Consider the following 19,133-nt stretch of genomic DNA (forward strand, 5'->3'; position numbering starts at 1 on the left):
GCTTCAAAGGCAATGATATTTTTATGGCGAACCGCAGGTTTGATCGACAGCGGCCCGTTGCGACGAATTTGTGCATTCCGGGAAGGCCACCCCATCACGCCTTTTCGCAAATTCTGAGGTATTTAATGGCCGCGGAACCTTCTATAAGAGGTGACCGTTATAACTCGTTCCCCACCAGTTGCGGACAAGAACCCATGACCTTTACGCTGCCCCCACTCCCTTACGCCTATGACGCCCTCGGCCAGTACATGTCGAAGGAGACGCTGGAATATCACCACGACAAGCATCATCAGGCCTACGTCACCAACGGCAACAACGCGCTCAAGGGGACCGAATGGGAAGGCAAGTCCCTTGAAGAGATCGTCAAGGGCTCGTTCGGCAAGAATCCCGCAGTGTTCAACAATGCCGGCCAGCACTACAACCACATCCACTTCTGGAGCTGGATGAAACCCAATGGCGGCGGCACCAAGCTGCCGGGCAAGCTCGAGAAGAAGATCAACGAGGACCTCGGCGGCTTCGAGAAGTTCAAGGCCGACTTCCAGGCGGCCGGCGTCGGCCAGTTCGGCTCCGGCTGGTGCTGGCTCCAGGTCAAGAACGGCAAGCTCGAGATCTCCAAGACCCCGAACGGCGAGAATCCGCTGGTGCACGGCGCCACGCCGATCCTCGGTTGCGACGTCTGGGAGCACTCCTACTACATCGACTATCGCAACCGCCGGCCCGACTATCTCAAGGCATTCGTCGAGAACCTCGTGAACTGGGAATACGTGGAGTCCCTGTTCGAGAAGGCGTGAGTTCTCACCTCGTCATTCCGGGGCGATGCGCAGCATCGAACTATGCTGCGCAGTTGCGCACCTGAGAATCTCGAGATTCCGGGTTCGACTTCGCTGCCCCGGAATGGCAGAACAGAAGAAGGATAGAAAAAGGCGGTCGCTTACGCGGTCGCCTTTTTGCTGTGCGGAATTGCCCTGCGCGGCGCGCGCATGGGTCTGTCGTCACACCGTTTGCATCGGAGGCACGCCGCCCTTAATCAGGACGGGCATCACCCTCGAGCCGCTCCACACCCGTTGTCAGAACTTCCCCCGAAAGAACCGGCGCCTGCCGAGGACGCAGACTCCGAGCCGCGGCCAGGGCGTGTGCGCAAGCCGATCGGCTGGTCCACCATCATCATCGCGATCCTGGTGGCGGTGAGCGCGGTGCTGGTCTGGCGGCGTGACGGCGCCGACGGCGTTCTCGACATTCTCACTCACGATCTCTCGTTGTTCGGCGGCATCCTGCCGCGCGTGCTGGCAGGCTGCCTGCTTGGCGCCTTCATCTCCGAGATCCTGCCGCACGAAAAGGTCTCGCGCTCGCTCGGGCCGAAATCCGGTCTGATGGGCCTTCTGATCGGCACCGCCTTCGGCGCAATCCTGCCGGGAGGGCCCTTCACCGCCTATCCCGTCGCAAGCGCGCTGCTGGCGGTCGGCGCCGATTTCGGCGCCACCATTGCCATGGTCGTGAGCTGGACCCTGATCGGCTACGGCAGGGCGGTCGCCTGGGAAATCCCGATCATGGGCACCGATTTCACGCTGTGGCGGATCGTGATCTCGTTGCCGCTGCCGGTGCTCGCCGGCGCGCTCGGCCGCTTCGTCTATGTCAGGCTCTACCCGAAGCCGCTCGCGAAGGACGACGAGAATTGAGCGCCGCGCTGCTGATCGACATCTTGCTGTGGGGCTCGGTGCTCGGCGTCGGGCTGATCGCCTTCCGCCGCGGCCCTCCGGTGTTCAAGGCCTCGCTACGCGAAGGCTCGATGGACTTCATCAACATCGTGCCGCGGATCGCGCTGGGTGTGATCGGCTCCGGCTACATCGCCGCGATCATCCCGCAGGAGTTGATCACCGGCTGGCTCGGTCCGGACAGCAGCTGGCTCGGGGTCGCGACTGCCGTGCTGGCTGGCGCGGCCACGCCCGGCGGTCCCGTGATCGGCTTCTCCATCGGCACCGTGGCGCTGAAGTCGGGTGGCGGGGTGCCCCAGGTGGTCGCCTATGTCGTCGCCTGGGCGCTGTTCGCCTTCCAGCGGGTGATCTTGTGGGAAATACCGTTCATGCCGGCCCGCTTCGTCTGGTTCCGCTGCGCCGTCTCGGTGCCGTTCCCGTTCGTGGCGGCCGCCATCGCGATGTTGATCGGGAAGCCGTGAGGCGGGGAGCGAATCTCGAGATTCTCAGGTGCGCAACTGCGCACCATAATTCGGTGCTGCGCATCGCCCCGGAATGACGTTACCCGCCGTGGACAGGCGTAATGTTATAATATAACGTTCCGGGATGGTTCCCGCCGTGTCCCACGCCCACCAGCACGACCATGCTCATGGCCACTCCCATGACCACGCGCATTCGCATGGGCACGACCACACCCACGCCCATGTTCACGATGCGGCCTCGCCGCATCCGGCCCAGGCGGCGCCTTGGTCGATCCTGCGCATGACCATGGCGGGCCGTCTCGCGGCCGCGCTCGCCGTCTGCGCCGTGCTCTGGGGCATTGTCTTCCTGGCGATGAGGTGACCATGGCGGCGCTCCACTTTCACAACGTCACGCTCGGCTATGACCGGCATCCGGCCGTGCATCATCTCGGCGGCAAGATCGCTCTGGGGTCGCTGGTCGCCGTGATCGGCCCGAACGGTGCCGGCAAGTCGACGCTGCTGCGCGGCATCGTCGGCATCCTCAGGCCGCTCGACGGCAGCATCCATCTCGGCGGGCTCGACAGCAAAGATATCGCCTATCTGCCGCAAAGCGCGGAGATCGACCGCAGCTTTCCGATCTCGGTATTCGATTTCGTCAGCACCGGGCTGTGGCGCGCGGCCGGCCTGTTTGGCGGCATCGGCAAGGCCGCGCGCGACAAGATACTCCGGGCGATCGGGTCCGTTGGCCTCAACGGATTCGAGAACCGCCCGATCGGCACGCTCTCGGGCGGTCAGATGCAGCGCGTGCTGTTCGCGCGCGTGTTGCTCCAGGATGCGAGCCTGATCGTGCTCGATGAGCCCTTCAACGCCATCGACAGCAAGACCACGGCCGATCTGCTCGCCCTGGTCAAGCACTGGCACGCTGAGGGCCGCACGGTGCTCGCTGCGCTGCACGACCTGGAAATGGTGCGCAACCATTTCAGCGAGACGCTGGTGCTGGCACGGGGCCCAGTCGCGTGGGGCCCGACGGCAGAGGTGCTGACGCCGGAGAACCTGCTGGTCGCGATGCGGATGTGCGAAGCCTTTGACGACAGCGCCGCGGCCTGCGGCGAAGATGGGCGCTTCCAGGCGGCATGATCGCAGATGCTCTATGACGCGCTGATCGGTCCGTTCACCGAATTCGAGTTCATGCGGCGGGCGCTCGCCGCCGTGATCGCGCTGGCGCTGGCGGGCGCACCGATCGGCGTGTTCCTGATGCTGCGCCGGATGAGCCTCGTCGGCGATGCCATGGCGCATGCAATCCTGCCCGGCGCGGCCGTCGGATTCCTGCTGTCGGGCCTCAATCTGTTCGCGATGACGGCCGGCGGCCTGATTGCCGGCTTTGCCGTCGCGATCCTCGCCGGCGTGGTGGCGCGATCGACCGGGCTGAAGGAGGACGCGTCGCTGGCAACCTTCTATCTGGCCTCGCTCGCGCTGGGTGTCACCATCGTCTCGATCAAGGGCACCAATATCGACCTCTTGCACGTGCTGTTCGGCAACATCCTCGCAATGGATGATCAGACGCTGCTGGTGGTGGCCTTCAACGCCACGATCACGCTGCTGGTGCTGGCCGTGATCTACCGTCCGCTGGTGATCGAGAGCGTCGATCCCCTGTTCCTGCGCACCGTCAGCCGCGCCGGGGGGCCTGCGCATCTCGTCTTTCTCGCGCTCGTCGTCATCAATCTCGTCAATGGCTTTCAGGCGCTCGGCACGCTGCTTGCGGTCGGTCTCATGATATTGCCCGCCGGCATCGCGCGGTTCTGGTCCCGCGATCTCACCGCAATGATCTGCATCGCCGTCGTCGCTGCCGCGGTCTCGGGCTATGCGGGCCTCGTGCTGTCGTTCCAGACCCGTGTGCCGTCAGGCCCCGCGATCATCCTCGTGGCGACCGTGCTCTACGTGGTCTCCGTCCTGTTCGGGCGCGTCGGCGGTATCTTGCGGCAGCTGTTTCCCGGCCGGCATTTGGAAGCGTGACGATGCGACTGATCCTGTTCTGTGCGCTGTTGTCGATCGCCTCGCCGCTGCATGCCGCGGAGCGGCTCAATGTCGTTGCGAGCTTCTCGATTCTCGGTGATTTCGTCCGCAACGTCGGTGGTGACCGCATCAATCTGACGACGCTGGTCGGCGCCGACAGCGATGTCCACGTCTACACGCCTGCACCAAGCGATGCCAAGCGAGTCGCGGATGCAAAGCTCGTCATCGTCAACGGGCTTGGGCTGGAAGGTTGGCTGCCGCGCCTCGTTCAATCCGCGGGCAGCAAGGCTCAGGTAGTCACGGCAAGCGCCGGCATCGCGCCGCTTAAATTAGGCTCGGCCGCAGATCCCCACGCCTGGCAATCCATCCCCAACGCCAAGATCTACGTCGCCGACATCGCCAATGCGCTGGCCGCGGCTGCTCCGGATGACGCGGAATTCTTCCGCGCCCAGGCCAAGACCTATTTGGAAAGGCTCGAGGTCCTCGACCGTGAGGTCCGCGAGGCCGTGGCAAAAATCTCACCCGAACGACGCAAGGTGATCTCCACCCACGATGCGTTCGGCTATTTTTCCGCCGAATACGGTATCCAGTTCATCGCCCCCCTCGGCGTCTCAACGGAGACCGAACCGAGCGCGCGCGACATTGCGGCCATCGTTGGCCAGATCAAGGCCGCGAGGATCCCGGCCGTGTTCCTGGAAAATATCAGTGATGACCGCTTGATCCGGCGGATCGCGGCCGAGACCGGGGCAAAGGTCGGCGGGACCCTGATTTCGGACGGTTTGACCGGCGAAAAGGGGCCTGCACCCACTTACATTGACATGGTCAGGCACAATATAAAGGCCCTGACCAGCGCGCTTGACCACTAGGGCAGGGGCCACCCCGCCTCGCGTCGCGCGAAAAGCCTTGAAGTCCGGAGTTGTTATGTCTGAAGCGACGTCCCAAAAGATTCCCGTGACCGTCCTGACCGGCTATCTCGGTGCCGGCAAGACCACGCTCCTGAACCGCATCCTGTCCGAGAACCACGGCAAGAAATACGCCGTCATCGTCAACGAATTCGGCGAGATCGGCATCGACAACGACCTCATCATCGGCGCCGATGAGGAAGTGTTCGAGATGAACAATGGTTGCATCTGCTGCACCGTGCGCGGCGACCTCGTCCGCATCATGGACGGCCTGATGAAACGCAAGGGCAAGTTCGACGCCATCATCGTCGAGACCACCGGTCTTGCCGATCCGGCGCCCGTCGCCCAGACCTTCTTCGTCGACGAGGATGTGCAGAAGAACGCGCGGCTCGATGCGGTGGTCACGGTGGCCGACGCCAAGTGGCTGTCAGACCGGTTGAAGGACGCGCCAGAGGCCAAGAACCAGATCGCCTTTGCCGACGTGATCGTGCTGAACAAGACCGACCTCGTCAACAAGGGCGAGCTCGCCGAGGTCGAGGCCCGCATCCGCGGCATCAACCCCTATGCGAAACTCCACCGCACCGAGCGCTGCTCGGTGGCGCTGGCCGACGTGCTCGACCGCGGCGCCTTCGATCTCGACCGCATCCTCGACATCGAGCCGGATTTCCTGGAGGCCGACGATCACGACCATGATCATCACCATCATGACGGCCACGACCATCATCACCACCATGATCACGGTCACGGGCTGAAGCACTATCACGACGAGGACATGCAGTCGCTCTCGCTCAAGACCGACAAGCCGCTCGATCCCAACGTGTTCATGCCCTGGCTGCAGAACCTGGTGCAGGTCGAGGGCGGCAAGATCCTGCGCTCCAAGGGTATCCTCGCCTTCCACGACGATGACGACCGCTACGTCTTCCAGGGCGTCCACATGATGCTGGAGGGCAACCACCAGCGGAAGTGGAAGGAGGGCGAGCCGCGCGAGAGCCGCCTCGTCTTCATCGGCCGCGAATTGCCTGAGGAGGCGATCCGCAAGGGTTTCGAGAGCTGCATCGTCTCGTGATGAAAGAGTTCGCGCCACTCCCGGATTCCACCTCGATCGTCTCCGTCACCGACCGCGTCAAGCCTGTTGCGCTCGGCATGGCCGTGACCTCGGCGCATTTCCTTGGTCCTCGTGCCGCCTTCGTCGGCGGCGAGGAGAACGTCGCGTTCGTCGACGCCAAGGGTGAGATCACCAGGGTCGCAGTGCACAGCGGCGGCATTCTCTCGACTGCCTCCGACGGCAAGCGCCTCGTAATGGGCGGTGACGACGGCAAGGTCGTGTCGCTCGATGCCGAGGGCGAGGTGATGCTGCTCGCCACCGATCCCAAGCGGCGCTGGATCGACGCGGTGGCGCTGCACGCCGATGGCGCCTTCGCCTGGTCGGCCGGCAAGACGGCCACGGTCAAGAGCGGCAAGGCCGAGGAGAAGTCGATCGAAGTGCCATCGACCGTCGGCGGACTTGCCTTCGCGCCGAAGGGCCTGCGGCTCGCGATCGCGCATTACAACGGCGTGACGCTGTGGTTTCCGAACATGGCGGGATCGGCCGAATTCCTGCCCTGGGCCGGCTCGCATCACGGCGTCACCTTCAGCCCCGACAACAAGTTTCTCGTCACGGCGATGCACGAACCGGCGCTGCACGGCTGGCGGCTCGCCGATAGCAGGCACATGCGCATGACCGGCTATCCCGGTCGTGTCCGCTCGATGTCCTGGAGCGTGGGTGGCAAGGGGCTCGCGACTTCGGGCGCCGACACCGTCATCATATGGCCGTTCGGCAGCAAGGACGGTCCGATGGGCAAGGAGCCGGCGATGCTCGCCCCGCTACAGGCGCGCGTGTCCGTGGTCGCCTGCCATCCGAAGAACGACATCCTCGCCGCCGGCTACAGCGACGGCACCGTGCTGATGGTGCGGCTGGAGGATGGCGCGGAAATCCTGGTGCGCCGCAACGGCACGCCGCCGGTCGCCGCGCTTGCCTGGAACGCCAAAGGCACGCTGCTGGCTTTTGCCGATGAAAATGGGGACGGCGGCCTGCTGGAGCTTTAATCTGTCATGGTTCCCGCCATATAGGGAACCATGCGGTTTCTGACCACCTTCCAGCTTGCCGATTTTGCCGACACGCTGATCAGCCTGACCACGGCTTTCGTGCTGGGCACGCTGATCGGTGCCGAGCGCCAATACCGCCAGCGCACGGCGGGCCTGCGCACCAACGTGCTCGTTGCAGTCGGTGCCGCTGCGTTCGTCGATCTCGCCATGCATCTGGATGACGCCGATGGCGCGGTGCGCGTGATTTCCTATGTCGTCTCCGGCATCGGCTTTCTCGGCGCCGGTGTCATCATGAAGCAGGGCATGGACGTGCGCGGGCTCAACACCGCGGCGACACTGTGGGCCTCGGCCGCGGTCGGCTCCTGCGCCGGCGCCGACATGGTCGCGCAGGCCGCCGCTCTGACGGTGTTCGTCATCGCCGGCAACACCATGCTGCGCCCGCTGGTCAATGCCATCAACCGCATCCCGCTGAACGAGAAGGCGCTGGAGGCAACCTACTATTTCAAGCTCGCGGTTGCGACCGACGCTCTTCCGGATATGCGCGACCGGCTCGTCGAGAAGCTCGAGGCGGCGAAATATTCGGTGGCCGATATCGATGTGGTCGAAATCGGCGACGACATTCTGGAGATCGCGGCAAAGCTGGTCGCGAGCGCGGTCGACCCGAACGAGCTGAATGCGGTGGCCACCGATCTGCAGCATCTGCCGGGCGTGCGGCATGCGACCTGGGAGGTCAGCACGACGGAGTGAGGGGCGGCGGGTTGGGTTCCCCCTTGTTCGGTCCCGGAACCGGCGCGCCCCAGTTTCGTTGATCCCGTGGACAAAGGCGGTGATCGATATGCCCGGCCACGATGACAAGCGCAGACTGAAGCTCGATCTGGCAATCGCCGCTGCGCTGTTCGCAGCAGGCGTCGTGGTGTCGGTGATATCGCTCGCGCAAATCCGGGCCGAAAGCCGGACGGAACTGGCACAGGCGACGCCACCGCTCCAGGGCACCCCGTCCGACGATCAAGGCAAGACACCTGCGGAGTCCAAGCCCGGCGGCGACCGGCCAACCACGCCGGCGCCCGAACCGGCGCGGCCGGGCTCCGAGACGCAGGGCGCGGCGGGTGCCGCCAAGCCGGTGCTGCCGCCGGCTCCCGCGGAGAAGGTCGCGCCGCCGATTGAGAAGAAGTAGCGTCCCTCTCCACACTCGGTGTCATTGCCCGCGAAGGCGGGCAATCCAGTATTCCAGAGGCTGCAGTGCTGGAGCCGAGAAGCCACTGGAGCCCAGGTCAAGCCAGGGCATGACAGGAGTGTGTGAGGCGGAACGCCTCGCCCGCCTTACCGCACCAGAATATTCCGGAACTGCCAGGGATCGCTCGTATCGATATCTTCCGGAAACAGTCCCGGACGATCGGTCAGCGGCGTCCAGTCGGTGTAGAAACCCTTCACCGGGCCGAGATAGGGCAGCTGGATTTCCAAGAGGCGATCGAAGTCCATCTCGTCGGCTTCGACGATGCCTTCGTTCGGGTTCTCCAGCGCCCACACCATGCCGCCGAGCACGGCAGAGGTCACCTGCAGGCCGGTGGCGTTCTGATAGGGCGCGAGCTGGCGGGTCTCTTCGATGGAGAGCTGCGAGCCGTACCAATAGGCATTCTTGTCATGGCCGAACAGCAGCACGCCGAGCTCGTCGATGCCGTCGACGATCTCGTTCTCGTCGAGGATGTGATGCTTCTCCTGCATCTTTCCGGCGCGGCCGAACATTTCATGTAGCGACAGCACCGCATCGTCAGCCGGATGGTAGGCATAGTGGCAGGTCGGCCGATAGATCACCTTGCCCGACGCGTCGCGCACCGTGAAGTAATCGGCGATCGAGATCGACTCGTTGTGCGTGACGAGGAAGCCATATTGCGCGCCGCGGGTCGGGCACCAGGTGCGCACGCGCGTGTTGGCCCCGGGCTGCATCAGATAGATGGCGGCGCCGCAGCCGGCTTCGTGGGTGTGTGCATTCTCGGGCATCCATTTCTCATGGGTGCCCCAGCCGAGTTCGGATGGCTGCATGCCCTCGGACAGGAAACCTTCGACCGACCAGGTGTTGACGAAGACATCGGGCTCCTTCGGCTTCTTGGAGCGCTGGGTGTCTCGTTCGGCGATATGAATGCCCTTGATGCCGGCCTGCCGCATCAGATCCGCCCATTCGGCCTTGGTCTTCGGCCTGGGCGCATTGAGCTTCAGATCGGCGGCGACATTGAGCAGCGCCTGCTTGACGAAAAAGGAGACCATGCCGGGATTGGCGCCACAGCACGAGACCGCCGTCGTCGAGCCGGCGGGGCGGGCTTTCTTGGCGGCGAGCGTCACTTCGCGCAGGGCGTAGTTGGAGCGCGCTTCCGGGCCCTTCGAGGGATCGAAATAGAAGCCGAGCCAGGGCTCGTTGACGGTGTCGATGTAGAGAGCGCCGAGCTCGTTGCAGAGCTCCATGATGTCGGTCGAGCCGGTATCGACCGAGAGATTGACGCAAAAGCCCTGGCCGCCGCCCTCGGTGAGCAGCGGGGTCAGCACCTCGCGATAATTGTCCTTGGTCAGGCCCTTCTGGATGAAGCGGACGTTGTGCTTCTCGCAAAGCGCCTTGCGGCCCTCGTCCTTGGGGTCGAGCACGGTGATGCGCGACTTGTCGTAGTCGAGGTGCCGCTCGATCAACGGCAGCGTGCCTTTGCCAATGGAGCCGAAGCCGACCATGACGATGGGGCCGGTGATCTTCGCGTAGATCTGCGAGGCGGGGCTCATGGGATGGTTTCTCCAGAAAGTGCTGGCGGATAAACAGTGAGGGGTGGATCAGGCGCTGCGGCGCTTGTCAGATGCTGCGGCGCTTGGCGGTGACTTCGATCTCGATCTTCATCTCGGGCTTAGCGAGGGCCGAGACGACCAGCAGCGTCGCGGCCGGCCGGATGTCACCGAGAACCTCGCCGCAGACGGCAAAGTGGGCATCGATGTAGCTGGCGTCGGTGACGTAGTAGGTCGCACGGACGATATCGGCCATCTCGAATCCACCCTCCTTCAGGGCGGCTTCGATGGTCTTGAAGCAGTTGCGTGACTGGCTCGTGACATCGGCCGGCATCGTCATCGTCGTGTAGTCATATCCGGTGGTCCCCGCGACGAAGGCGAACTCGCCGTCGATCACGGCGCGGCTATAGCCGACGGTCTTCTCGAGGGGAGAGCCGGTTGAGATCAGGCGACGGGACATGGTCATGGGCCTCGACTGAAGGGTGTTTTGCGGGGTTAAAGGGCGTTTCTCGCACCTGCGCAACCCCCAAGGAAAGAGCTTAGCGCAGGCGCAGCGGGGCGTTGCCGCTCGATGCGGCTCTCGGTCCTCGCTATCGGAGCGATCCGTTAGGCCGCGTGCGCCTGGAGGGCGCGAACCGACCTCCGTTTGGGCAAGGCCGCACCGGTCGGGACGATCATCCCTTCGACACCGTCAAGCGCACCTTCGGCGAACTCGATCGCCAGCAGACGATCGCGCTCGAAGGGGCCGGGCAGCGACAGTTCGCCGGTCTTCTCGGCCGAGAAGCCGAAACGGGCGTAATAGGGGGCATCGCCGAGCAGGATCACGGCGGCATGCCCGCGCGCCCGGGCGGCGGCCAGCGCTTGATGCATCAGCGCGGCGCCGATCCCGAGCTCGCGGCAGGCTGGGTCGACCGCCAGCGGTCCGAGGACCAGAGCGGGCCTGCCTCCGGCGCTGACGTGCCAGAGCCTCACGGTTCCCACGAGTTTTCCCTCGCGCACGGCCGCCAGCGCGAGGCCGGCGGCAGGCGCGCGTCCGTCGCGCAGGCGCTGGCAGGTGCGGCCGTGGCGGTTCTCGCCAAAGCAGGCATCGAGCAGCGCTTCACGCATCGCGACGTCTCCAGCACGCTCGCCGCGGATCGCGAACGGAGCGGCTTTCGAGGTGAGGGCGATCTGTGGCTTCCGAGGAGCAGTCATGGCACGTCGTCCCCGCTCGAATCCGTGCGCCGGCGGCACGCGGATTCGAGCGTCATCAGAATGGCAATGTCGGGGAGGAGCCGGCGGACCGGCTCCCGGGTTCGTCAGGCCTCAGACCAAGAGGCGGATCAGATGTGATACGTCTTCAGCGGCGGGATGCCGTTGAACGCCACCGACGAGTAGGTCGACGTATAGGCCCCGGTCCCTTCGATCAGCACCTTGTCGCCGATCTCCAGCGTGACGGGGAGCGGATACGGGTTCTTCTCGTACAGCACGTCGGCGCTGTCGCAGGTCGGACCTGCGAGCACGCACGGCGTCATGTCCGCGCCGTCGTGACGGGTGCGGATGGCGTAGCGGATCGACTCGTCCATCGTCTCGGCGAGACCGCCGAACTTGCCGATGTCCAGGTACACCCAGCGCACCTCGTCCTCGTCGCTCTTCTTCGAGATGAGCACGACCTCGGATTCGATGATGCCGGCGTTGCCCACCATGCCGCGGCCCGGCTCGATGATGGTCTCCGGGATCTGGTTGCCGAAGTGCTTGCGCAGCGCGCGGAAGATCGAGCGGCCGTAGGTCACGACCGGCGGCACGTCCTTCAGGTACTTGGTCGGGAAGCCGCCGCCCATGTTGACCATGGACAGGTTGATGCCGCGCTCGGCGCAGTCGCGGAACACCTGCGAGGCCATCGCCAGCGCACGGTCCCACGCCTTCACCTTACGCTGCTGCGAGCCGACATGGAAGGAGATGCCGCACGGCTCCAGGCCCAGGCGCTTGGCGAGGTCGAGCACCTCGACCGCCATCTCCGGGTCGCAGCCGAACTTGCGCGACAGCGGCCACTCGGCGCCGGCGCAGTCATAGAGGATGCGGCAGAACACCTTCGCAGCCGGCGCGGCACGGGCGACCTTCTCGACCTCGGCGGCGCAGTCGACCGCGAAGAGCCGGATGCCGAGCGCGAAGGCGCGCGCGATGTCGCGTTCCTTCTTGATCGTGTTGCCGAAGGAGATGCGGTCGGGCGTCGCACCCGCGGCCAGCGCCATCTCGATCTCGGCGACGGTGGCGGTGTCGAAGCAGGAGCCCATGGAGGCGAGCAGGGCCAGCACTTCCGGCGCCGGGTTCGCCTTGACGGCATAGAACACGCGGCTGTCGGGCAGCGCCTTGGCGAAGCTCTGGTAGTTGTCGCGCACGACCTCGAGGTCGACGACGAGGCACGGCTCGGTGTCGAGGCCTTCTTTGCGGCGGTTGCGCAGGAATTCCTGGATACGTTCGGTCATGGCACTCTCCAACGGTCCCAGCGACGGGAGCCGTATCAACGTGACGTCTGATGAGAGTGCTTCGGCCACACCGCGCGATGGAGGCGCGCTGAGGACAAAAAACTCAAACCAGACTGTGCTGCCGTGGATTGGTTGGGAGAGATTCCCGCCCGCTCACCTGGCAATGAAGGACAAGCCTTTTCAGTAGCCCGCGCCGGCGTTGGACTGCCGGTAGAGACCAAAAAAGCCCGATCCGTCGTTGCTTTAAGTCGCGTCCCCCGTTGAGAGCGGGGTGCGCCGGTTCGCCTCCGGCTGCCAGTCACGGTTGCAAAGAGCGAAGTCACCTTCGACATGGCATCTCTTTGAGAGAGATGCTGGGCGCTCCGGGTTTGCTTCGTCCTATGACCGTCGGTCTTGCGACATCAGGTCTTCGACTTCTGCACTTCCGAAGAGCCCCTCGGCTTCTTCACCCCTTGGCGGCTGTCCGGCCTCTTGTCCGGATACCTACCGACTGACACACGACCACAGGCACGTGCGAAATTGGGCAAGAGCGCACATAAGCGTTTTGACTCTGCTTCGCAAGAATTTTTTTAGGCTGAGAACAGAATTGCCTAACATCTGCTTGCGCAGTGTTGCGCGAGCGACGCGGAAGATGAACAGGCGTTAAGTTTTTTGCGGCGCGCGTGTGCTGCTCACGCGCGAGAAGCGTCAGCCGCGCTTCGTGAAGGGCTCGACGCGTTGAGCGCCGCGGATGAACGCGGTCATCACGAGCACGCCGAGTGTGAACAGCACGGCCTGGAGGATGTGCGCGCCTTGGTCGCCGAGCCCGAGCAGGATCGCGAGCGCCCAGCCGCCGGCGAAGGCTGCGCCGAACACCTCAGCGCCGATCAGGATGGCGGCGCTGATGACGGTGATGACGCTGGGCCAGACGATCTGGCGGGAAGAGGAAGAAGGCGCGTTCATGGGGCTCAGGGGTCCTGACTTCGAGGGCCGCAATCTCCCCGAAAAGGCGGCCGGGAGCAAGGGCAAATGGCCCAAAAAAGCCCCATCGCGTGCTATAGCTGGCTGCAACAATCGAGCCACGAAACCGGACTTGTGATGTCAGAATCTCGCCAAATTACGGAAGCCGAGACCAACCCGCTGCTGAAGGCCTGGGTGACGCCGTTTGCGACCCCACCCTTCGACGAGATCAAGCCGGAGCACTTCCTGCCGGCGTTCGAGCAGGCCTTTGCGGACCATGCCGCCGAGATCGCGGCGATCACCAATGATCCGGCCGCGCCCGACTTCGCCAACACCATCACGGCGCTGGAGCGTTCGGGCAAGCTGTTGAACAAGGTTGCGGCGGTCTTCTATGACCTCGTCTCGGCGCATTCGAACCCGGCCATTCTGGAGATCGACAAGGAGGTCTCCTTGCGGATGGCGCGGCACTGGAATCCCATCATGATGAACGCGGTGCTGTTCGGCCGCATCGCCCAGCTGCACGAGAAGCGCGCCAATCTTGGGCTCACGCCCGAGCAGCTCCGCCTGCTGGAGCGCACCTATACCCGCTTCCACCGTTCCGGCGCCGGTCTCTCCGAGGAGGCCAAGGCACGGATGGCCGAGATCAACGAGCGGCTCGCCCAGCTCGGCACCGGCTTCAGCCACCATCTGCTCGGCGACGAGCAGGACTGGATCATGGAGCTCGGGGAGGCCGACCGCCAGGGCCTGCCGGAGAGCTTTGTCGCCGGCGCCAAGGCTGCGGCAGAAGAGCGCGGCATGGAAGGCAAGGCCATCGTCACGTTGTCGCGCTCCTCGGTCGAACAATTCCTGAAGAGCTCTGCCCGGCGTGACCTCCGCGAGAAGGTCTATAAAGCCTTCGTCGCCCGCGGCGACAACGGCAATGCCAACGACAACAATGGAACCATTGTCGAGATCCTGAAGCTGCGCGAAGAGAGCGCCAAGCTCCTGGGCTACCCGACGTTCGCCGCCTACCGGCTCGAAGACTCCATGGCCAAGACGCCGGAGGCGGTGCGGGGCCTCTTGGAGCGGGTCTGGAAGCCGGCGAGGGCGCGCGCGCTCGCCGACCGCGACGAGATGCAGGCGCTGATCACGGCCGAGGGCGGCAATTTCAAGCTCGCACCCTGGGACTGGCGCTTCTACGCCGAGAAGCTGCGCCTTCAGCGCGCCAATTTCGACGACGCCGCGATCAAGCCCTATCTTTCGCTCGACAATATGATCGCCGCCGCGTTCGACTGCGCCACGCGCCTGTTCGGGATCACCTTCGAGGAGCGCAACGACGTGCCGGTCTGGCACCCCGACGTCCGGGTCTGGGAGGTGAAGGGGCCGGACGGCAAGCACAAGGCGCTGTTCTATGGCGACTACTTCGCCCGGCCGTCGAAGCGCTCCGGCGCCTGGATGACCTCGCTGCGCGACCAGCAGAAGCTCGACGGCGACGTCGCACCGCTCGTTCTCAACATCTGCAATTTCGCCAAAGGTGCCGGCGGCGAGCCTTCGCTGCTGTCCCCCGACGATGCCCGCACCCTGTTCCACGAGTTCGGCCACGGGCTGCACGGCATGCTCTCCAACGTGACCTATCCGTCGCTGTCGGGCACGTCAGTGTTCACCGACTTCGTCGAGCTGCCGTCGCAGCTCTACGAGCACTGGCAGGAGCGGCCCGAGGTGCTGCAGAAGTTCGCTCGCCACTACCAGACCGGCGAACCACTGCCGGACGAGCTGCTCCAACGCTTCCTCGCCGCCCGAAAGTTCAACCAGGGCTTTGCCACGGTGGAGTTCGTCTCCTCCGCGCTGATCGATCTCGAATTCCACACCCAGCCGGCTGCCGCCGCGCAGGATGTCCGTGCCTTCGAGAGGCGCGAGCTGGAGAAGATCGGCATGCCCGAGGAGATCGCGCTGCGTCACCGGCCCACGCAGTTCGGTCACATCTTCACCGGCGACCACTATGCCGCCGGTTATTACAGCTACATGTGGTCGGAGGTGATGGACGCCGATGCCTTCGGCGCGTTCGAGGAGGCCGGCGACATTTTCGATCCGGCCGTGGCCAAGCGCCTGCACGACGACATCTATTCCTCGGGCGGCTCAGTCGATCCGGAAGCTGCCTATGAGGCCTTCCGCGGCCGGCCGCCGGAGCCCGAGGCGCTGCTGCGCCGCCGCGGCCTGCTCGAAACGGCAAAGGCCGCCTGATGGGCATGCGCGCTCTGTTCGGATGGCTGCTCGCCGTTGGCCTCACGCTCGCCTCGGGCGCGGCGCAGGCGCATCCGCATGTCTGGATCACCGCGACCAGCGAGCTGCTCTACGCGGCGGACGGTTCGGTCACCGGTGTGCGCCACGCCTGGACATTCGACGACATGTTCTCGGCCTATGCGGTGCAGGGGCTCGAGAGCAAGACCAAGGGCGCCTATACGCGCGAGGAGCTCGGGCCGCTGGCGCAGACCAATGTCGAGTCGCTGAAGGAATATGCCTATTTCACCTTCGCTAAGGCCGACGGCAAGAAGGAGCGGTTCCAGGAGCCGATCGACTATTTCCTCGACTACAAGGATGCGGTGCTGACCCTGCACTTCACGCTGCCGCTGAAGAATCCGGTCAAGCCGAGGCAGCTCGTGCTCGAAGTGTTCGACCGCTCCTTCTTCATCGACTTCCAGATGGCCAAGGACAACCCGGTCAAGCTGGTCGGCGCGCCCGGGGGCTGCCAGATGAAGCTCGACCGTCCGAGCGACGGCTCGGCCACCGCCCAGAAGCTCAACGAACAGACTTTCCTGAATGGCGAGAACAGCAATTTCGGCATGATGTTCGCCAACAAGATCACGGTGGATTGCCCTTGAAGCAGCACCTCTCCCCGCTTGCGCGCGGGCTGATCGCCTGCGCCACAGTTGTGCTGGTCGCGATCGTGGCCGATGCCGCGCTTCATGATCTGCTCGCACAAAATCCGTTCGGCGCGCCGCGGCCGACCCAGGCGGCCGAACCCGAGGCCAGTGGCATCGTCGGCTGGCTGCTGGCAAAGCAGTCGGAATTCTATCGGCAAATGTCGTCGACCATCCGCGCCGCGAAGTCCGACGGCTCGGCGGTGTGGACGCTGCTGTTCATCTCGTTCGCCTACGGCATCTTCCACGCCGCCGGCCCCGGCCATGGCAAGGCGGTGATCGCCTCCTATCTCGTCGCCAACCGCGAGACCGCCCGGCGCGGCATCGCGCTGTCGTTTGCCTCGGCGCTAATGCAGTCGCTGGTCGCGATCCTCATCGTCGGCATCTCGGCCTGGGTGCTGAATGCGACGGCGAAAACCATGTGCAGGGCGGAGGGCGCGGTCGAGATCGCGAGCTACGCCCTGATTGCAGCGTTCGGCCTGCGCCTGGTCTGGGTCAAGGGCGGCGCCTTCATCCGCGCACTCCAGACGACCCAGCCGGTGCCGGCGATTGCGGGCGTGCCGCACGTTCATCATCATCATGAAATTCATGATCATCACGACCATGATCATCATCACCACGATCATCACGGTCACGACCATGCGCACGCCCATCACCACCACGGGCACGACCACGTCCATGATGAGCATTGCGGCCATTCCCACGGCCCCACACCGAGCGAGCTCGCGGGGCCCGGCGGCTGGCGGCGCGGCTTTGCAGCGATTCTGACCGTCGGCATCCGCCCCTGCTCGGGCGCGATCCTGGTACTGGTGTTCGCGCTGGCCCAGGGCCTGTTCTGGGCCGGCATCGCCGCGACCTTCCTGATGGGATTGGGCACCGCGATCACCGTTGCGGCCATCGCGGTCGTCGCCGTCTCCGCCAAGGACATCGCCGCCCGCTTCAGCGCAGGCCGCGACGGCGGCGGCGCGCTGTTCATGCGCGGCATCGAATTCGGTGCCGCGGGCGTGGTGCTGCTGTTCGGCGTCGGCCTCTTGTTCGGCTATATCGCGGCCGAACGGACGACGTGTTTCTGATCCCAAGCTCTCGTGTCCCGGACGCAGCGCAGCGTCCCCTTCGACGACGCGCTGCAGAGCCGGGGCCCATCTCTCCGTGTGGTAGTGTCTGGCGTTCTGGGGCCCGGATCTGCGGAGCAGCGCAAGAGCGCTGCACCGCGTCCGGGACACGGCAGCGAGAAACTCACACCGGCAGAAACCGCTTCAAGGCCGGCATGAAGAAGATCCCGAGATTGATCGCAAAGCCGATGCTCCAGAGGATCGAGCGCAGCGTCGGGCGGTTGCCGAGATAGGTCAGCACATAGGCGATCCGCACGATCAGGAACAGCGCGGCGAGCTCGTCGATCAGCCGCTGCGGCGAGTCCCTGTATTCGGCGAGCAGCACCGCGAAGGCGAAGAATGGGAAGGTTTCGATGCCGTTCTGGTGAGCGCCCAGCGCGCGCTGCGCGATGGGGTCCTCATAGAAGGCAGGATCGCGCGGCCGGGAATTGTCGAAGCTGCGAAACCTGATCCATTTGATCGAGCCGATCGTGGACAGATACAGCAACAGCGCTCCCAATACGCACCATTCCGCGAGCGTCATCTTCCCTTCCCCGCTTGGGTGCGACCCTAGCGAAACCGCCCTCGTCTTGACAAGTTCGGACCAACGCGCGACCCAACCAGCCATGAACAGCGTCGTCCCCCTTGAGACTGTGAAACCGGCCGGCCGATCCGTCCTGCCGCGCGTTGGCGTGCTCCTGATCAATCTCGGAACGCCTGACACCGCCGATGCGCCGGGCGTGCGGGTCTATCTCAAGGAGTTCCTCAGTGACGTCCGCGTCATCGAGAACCAGGGCCTGATCTGGAAGCTGGTGCTGAACGGCATCATTCTGCGCAGCCGTCCCCGCACCAAGGCGCTCGACTACGGCAAGATCTGGAACAATGAGCAGAACGAGTCGCCGCTGAAGACCATCACGCGGTCGCAAGCCGGCAAGCTCGCCGCCGGACTGTCGGACTACGCCCATGTCGTGGTGGACTGGGCGATGCGCTACGGCAATCCCTCGATCAAGTCGGGCATCGATACGCTGATCGCGAAAGGCTGCGAGCGCATTCTCGCCGTCCCGCTCTATCCGCAATACTCCGCCTCGACCTCGGCAACCGTCTGCGACGAAGTGTTCCGCGTGCTCGCCCGTCTGCGCAACCAGCCGACGCTGCGGGTGACGCCGCCCTATTATGAGGATGCGGCCTATATCGAGGCGCTCGCGACCTCGATCGAGACGCATCTGGCGAGTCTGCCGTTCGCGCCGGAGCTGATCGTGGCGTCCTTCCACGGCATGCCGAAATCCTATGTCGACAAGGGCGATCCCTATCAGACCCACTGCATCGCCACGACCGAGGCACTGCGCCGCCGGCTCGGCATGGACGAGACGAAGCTGCTGCTGACCTTCCAGTCGCGCTTCGGCAATGACGAGTGGCTCCAGCCCTATACCGACAAGACCATGGAGCGGCTCGCCAGCGAAGGCGTGCGCCGCATCGCGGTGGTGACGCCGGGCTTCTCCGCCGACTGCCTGGAGACGCTGGAGGAGATCGCGCAGGAGAATGCCGAGATCTTCAAGCACAATGGCGGCGAGCAGTTTTCCGCGATCCCGTGCCTCAACGACAGCGAACCAGGCATGGACGTGATCCGCACTCTGGTGCTGCGCGAGCTTCAGGGCTGGATCTGACGTTAACCTTTGGCGCTAGGTCTGCTCCGGCATCCTTTCAAGAGCTTCCTCCCAAATACATAATCGTTGCCATTCCCTCTCGGTACGCCTTGTGCGGCATTGCGCCCATGCCGACGTTACTCGCGACCGCTGAACCGGTAGGGTATCGATCCCGACCAATGACAG

Annotated in this window: 21 protein-coding genes; 15 read left to right on the top strand and 6 right to left on the bottom strand. The window is 64.6% G+C overall.

The features are described from left to right. Positions 1-194: 194 nt before the first annotated feature. The 11 genes from BRAD3257_RS04540 (at position 195) to BRAD3257_RS40000 (ending at position 8,326) form a co-directional block, all read left to right on the top strand. Positions 195-791 (top strand): superoxide dismutase, encoded by a 597-nt coding sequence (locus tag BRAD3257_RS04540; protein WP_061024641.1) that lies wholly within the window; start codon positions 195-197, stop codon positions 789-791. A gap of 273 nt (positions 792-1,064) precedes the next feature. Then, positions 1,065-1,676, top strand: coding sequence for a permease (locus BRAD3257_RS04545; RefSeq protein ID WP_162500103.1), 612 nt, complete (start codon positions 1,065-1,067; stop codon positions 1,674-1,676). Beyond that, positions 1,673-2,173 (top strand): hypothetical protein, encoded by a 501-nt coding sequence (locus BRAD3257_RS04550; protein WP_122400840.1) that lies wholly within the window; start codon positions 1,673-1,675, stop codon positions 2,171-2,173. Before BRAD3257_RS04545 ends, BRAD3257_RS04550 begins: the two co-directional genes overlap by 4 nt. A gap of 124 nt (positions 2,174-2,297) precedes the next feature. After that, entirely contained in the window at positions 2,298-2,534 is a 237-nt protein-coding gene (locus BRAD3257_RS04555) for a hypothetical protein (protein ID WP_122400841.1), read from the top strand. A gap of 2 nt (positions 2,535-2,536) precedes the next feature. After that, positions 2,537-3,289, top strand: a complete 753-nt coding sequence (locus tag BRAD3257_RS04560) for a metal ABC transporter ATP-binding protein (RefSeq protein ID WP_162500104.1) — start codon at positions 2,537-2,539, stop codon at positions 3,287-3,289. Positions 3,290-3,295: 6 nt separating this feature from the next. Further along, positions 3,296-4,165, top strand: a complete 870-nt coding sequence (locus BRAD3257_RS04565; protein ID WP_122400843.1) for a metal ABC transporter permease — start codon at positions 3,296-3,298, stop codon at positions 4,163-4,165. A gap of 2 nt (positions 4,166-4,167) precedes the next feature. Beyond that, on the top strand, positions 4,168-5,031 hold the full coding sequence (locus BRAD3257_RS04570) for a metal ABC transporter solute-binding protein, Zn/Mn family (protein ID WP_122400844.1): 864 nt from the start codon (positions 4,168-4,170) through the stop codon (positions 5,029-5,031). 55 nt (positions 5,032-5,086) lie between these two features. After that, on the top strand, positions 5,087-6,133 hold the full coding sequence (locus BRAD3257_RS04575; RefSeq protein ID WP_122400845.1) for a CobW family GTP-binding protein: 1,047 nt from the start codon (positions 5,087-5,089) through the stop codon (positions 6,131-6,133). Beyond that, positions 6,133-7,152, top strand: a complete 1,020-nt coding sequence (locus BRAD3257_RS04580; RefSeq protein ID WP_162500105.1) for a WD40 repeat domain-containing protein — start codon at positions 6,133-6,135, stop codon at positions 7,150-7,152. The genes BRAD3257_RS04575 and BRAD3257_RS04580 overlap by 1 nt, the downstream gene beginning before the upstream one ends. 30 nt (positions 7,153-7,182) lie before the next feature. Further along, positions 7,183-7,899: an MgtC/SapB family protein gene (locus BRAD3257_RS04585; protein WP_122400847.1), complete on the top strand. Its 717-nt coding sequence runs from the start codon at positions 7,183-7,185 to the stop codon at positions 7,897-7,899. 88 nt (positions 7,900-7,987) lie between these two features. Beyond that, positions 7,988-8,326, top strand: a complete 339-nt coding sequence (locus BRAD3257_RS40000) for a hypothetical protein (RefSeq protein ID WP_162500540.1) — start codon at positions 7,988-7,990, stop codon at positions 8,324-8,326. 146 nt (positions 8,327-8,472) lie between these two features. Here BRAD3257_RS40000 and BRAD3257_RS04595 read toward each other — a convergent pair whose 3' ends face one another. From BRAD3257_RS04595 to BRAD3257_RS04620, 5 genes are all read right to left on the bottom strand, one after another. Beyond that, positions 8,473-9,915 (bottom strand): homospermidine synthase, encoded by a 1,443-nt coding sequence (locus BRAD3257_RS04595; RefSeq protein ID WP_122400848.1) that lies wholly within the window; start codon positions 9,913-9,915, stop codon positions 8,473-8,475. A 67-nt stretch (positions 9,916-9,982) separates the two neighbouring features. Then, positions 9,983-10,372, bottom strand: a complete 390-nt coding sequence (locus BRAD3257_RS04600) for a RidA family protein (RefSeq protein WP_122406373.1) — start codon at positions 10,370-10,372, stop codon at positions 9,983-9,985. Positions 10,373-10,518: 146 nt separating this feature from the next. Continuing rightward, positions 10,519-11,106: a GNAT family N-acetyltransferase gene (locus BRAD3257_RS04605; protein WP_122400849.1), complete on the bottom strand. Its 588-nt coding sequence runs from the start codon at positions 11,104-11,106 to the stop codon at positions 10,519-10,521. Positions 11,107-11,234: 128 nt separating this feature from the next. Continuing rightward, positions 11,235-12,377, bottom strand: a complete 1,143-nt coding sequence (locus BRAD3257_RS04610) for a type III PLP-dependent enzyme (RefSeq protein ID WP_122400850.1) — start codon at positions 12,375-12,377, stop codon at positions 11,235-11,237. Positions 12,378-13,064: 687 nt separating this feature from the next. Next, positions 13,065-13,319: a hypothetical protein gene (locus tag BRAD3257_RS04620; protein WP_122400851.1), complete on the bottom strand. Its 255-nt coding sequence runs from the start codon at positions 13,317-13,319 to the stop codon at positions 13,065-13,067. Positions 13,320-13,454: 135 nt separating this feature from the next. On the opposite strand from BRAD3257_RS04620, the gene BRAD3257_RS04625 reads away from it, so the two are divergent. Genes BRAD3257_RS04625 through BRAD3257_RS04635 form a run of 3 tightly spaced genes read left to right on the top strand, consistent with a single transcriptional unit; the run spans position 13,455 to position 17,286 of the window. Beyond that, positions 13,455-15,536 carry a M3 family metallopeptidase gene (locus tag BRAD3257_RS04625; RefSeq protein ID WP_122400852.1) on the top strand — a complete coding sequence of 694 codons (2,082 nt, stop codon included), beginning with the start codon at positions 13,455-13,457 and terminating at the stop codon, positions 15,534-15,536. After that, entirely contained in the window at positions 15,536-16,174 is a 639-nt protein-coding gene (locus BRAD3257_RS04630; protein WP_122400853.1) for a DUF1007 family protein, read from the top strand. The genes BRAD3257_RS04625 and BRAD3257_RS04630 overlap by 1 nt, the downstream gene beginning before the upstream one ends. Then, positions 16,171-17,286: a nickel/cobalt transporter gene (locus BRAD3257_RS04635; RefSeq protein ID WP_174221547.1), complete on the top strand. Its 1,116-nt coding sequence runs from the start codon at positions 16,171-16,173 to the stop codon at positions 17,284-17,286. Before BRAD3257_RS04630 ends, BRAD3257_RS04635 begins: the two co-directional genes overlap by 4 nt. Positions 17,287-17,449: 163 nt before the next feature. Here BRAD3257_RS04635 and BRAD3257_RS04640 read toward each other — a convergent pair whose 3' ends face one another. Then, positions 17,450-17,848, bottom strand: coding sequence for an MAPEG family protein (locus BRAD3257_RS04640; protein WP_122400855.1), 399 nt, complete (start codon positions 17,846-17,848; stop codon positions 17,450-17,452). 82 nt (positions 17,849-17,930) lie between these two features. Here BRAD3257_RS04640 and hemH point away from each other — a divergent pair, with 82 nt between their 5' ends. Further along, entirely contained in the window at positions 17,931-18,968 is a 1,038-nt protein-coding gene (gene hemH, locus BRAD3257_RS04645; RefSeq protein ID WP_122400856.1) for a ferrochelatase, read from the top strand. Positions 18,969-19,133 lie beyond the last annotated feature (165 nt).

The sequence above is a fragment of the Bradyrhizobium vignae genome (genome assembly GCF_900324035.1).
Lineage (GTDB): Bacteria > Pseudomonadota > Alphaproteobacteria > Rhizobiales > Xanthobacteraceae > Bradyrhizobium > Bradyrhizobium vignae.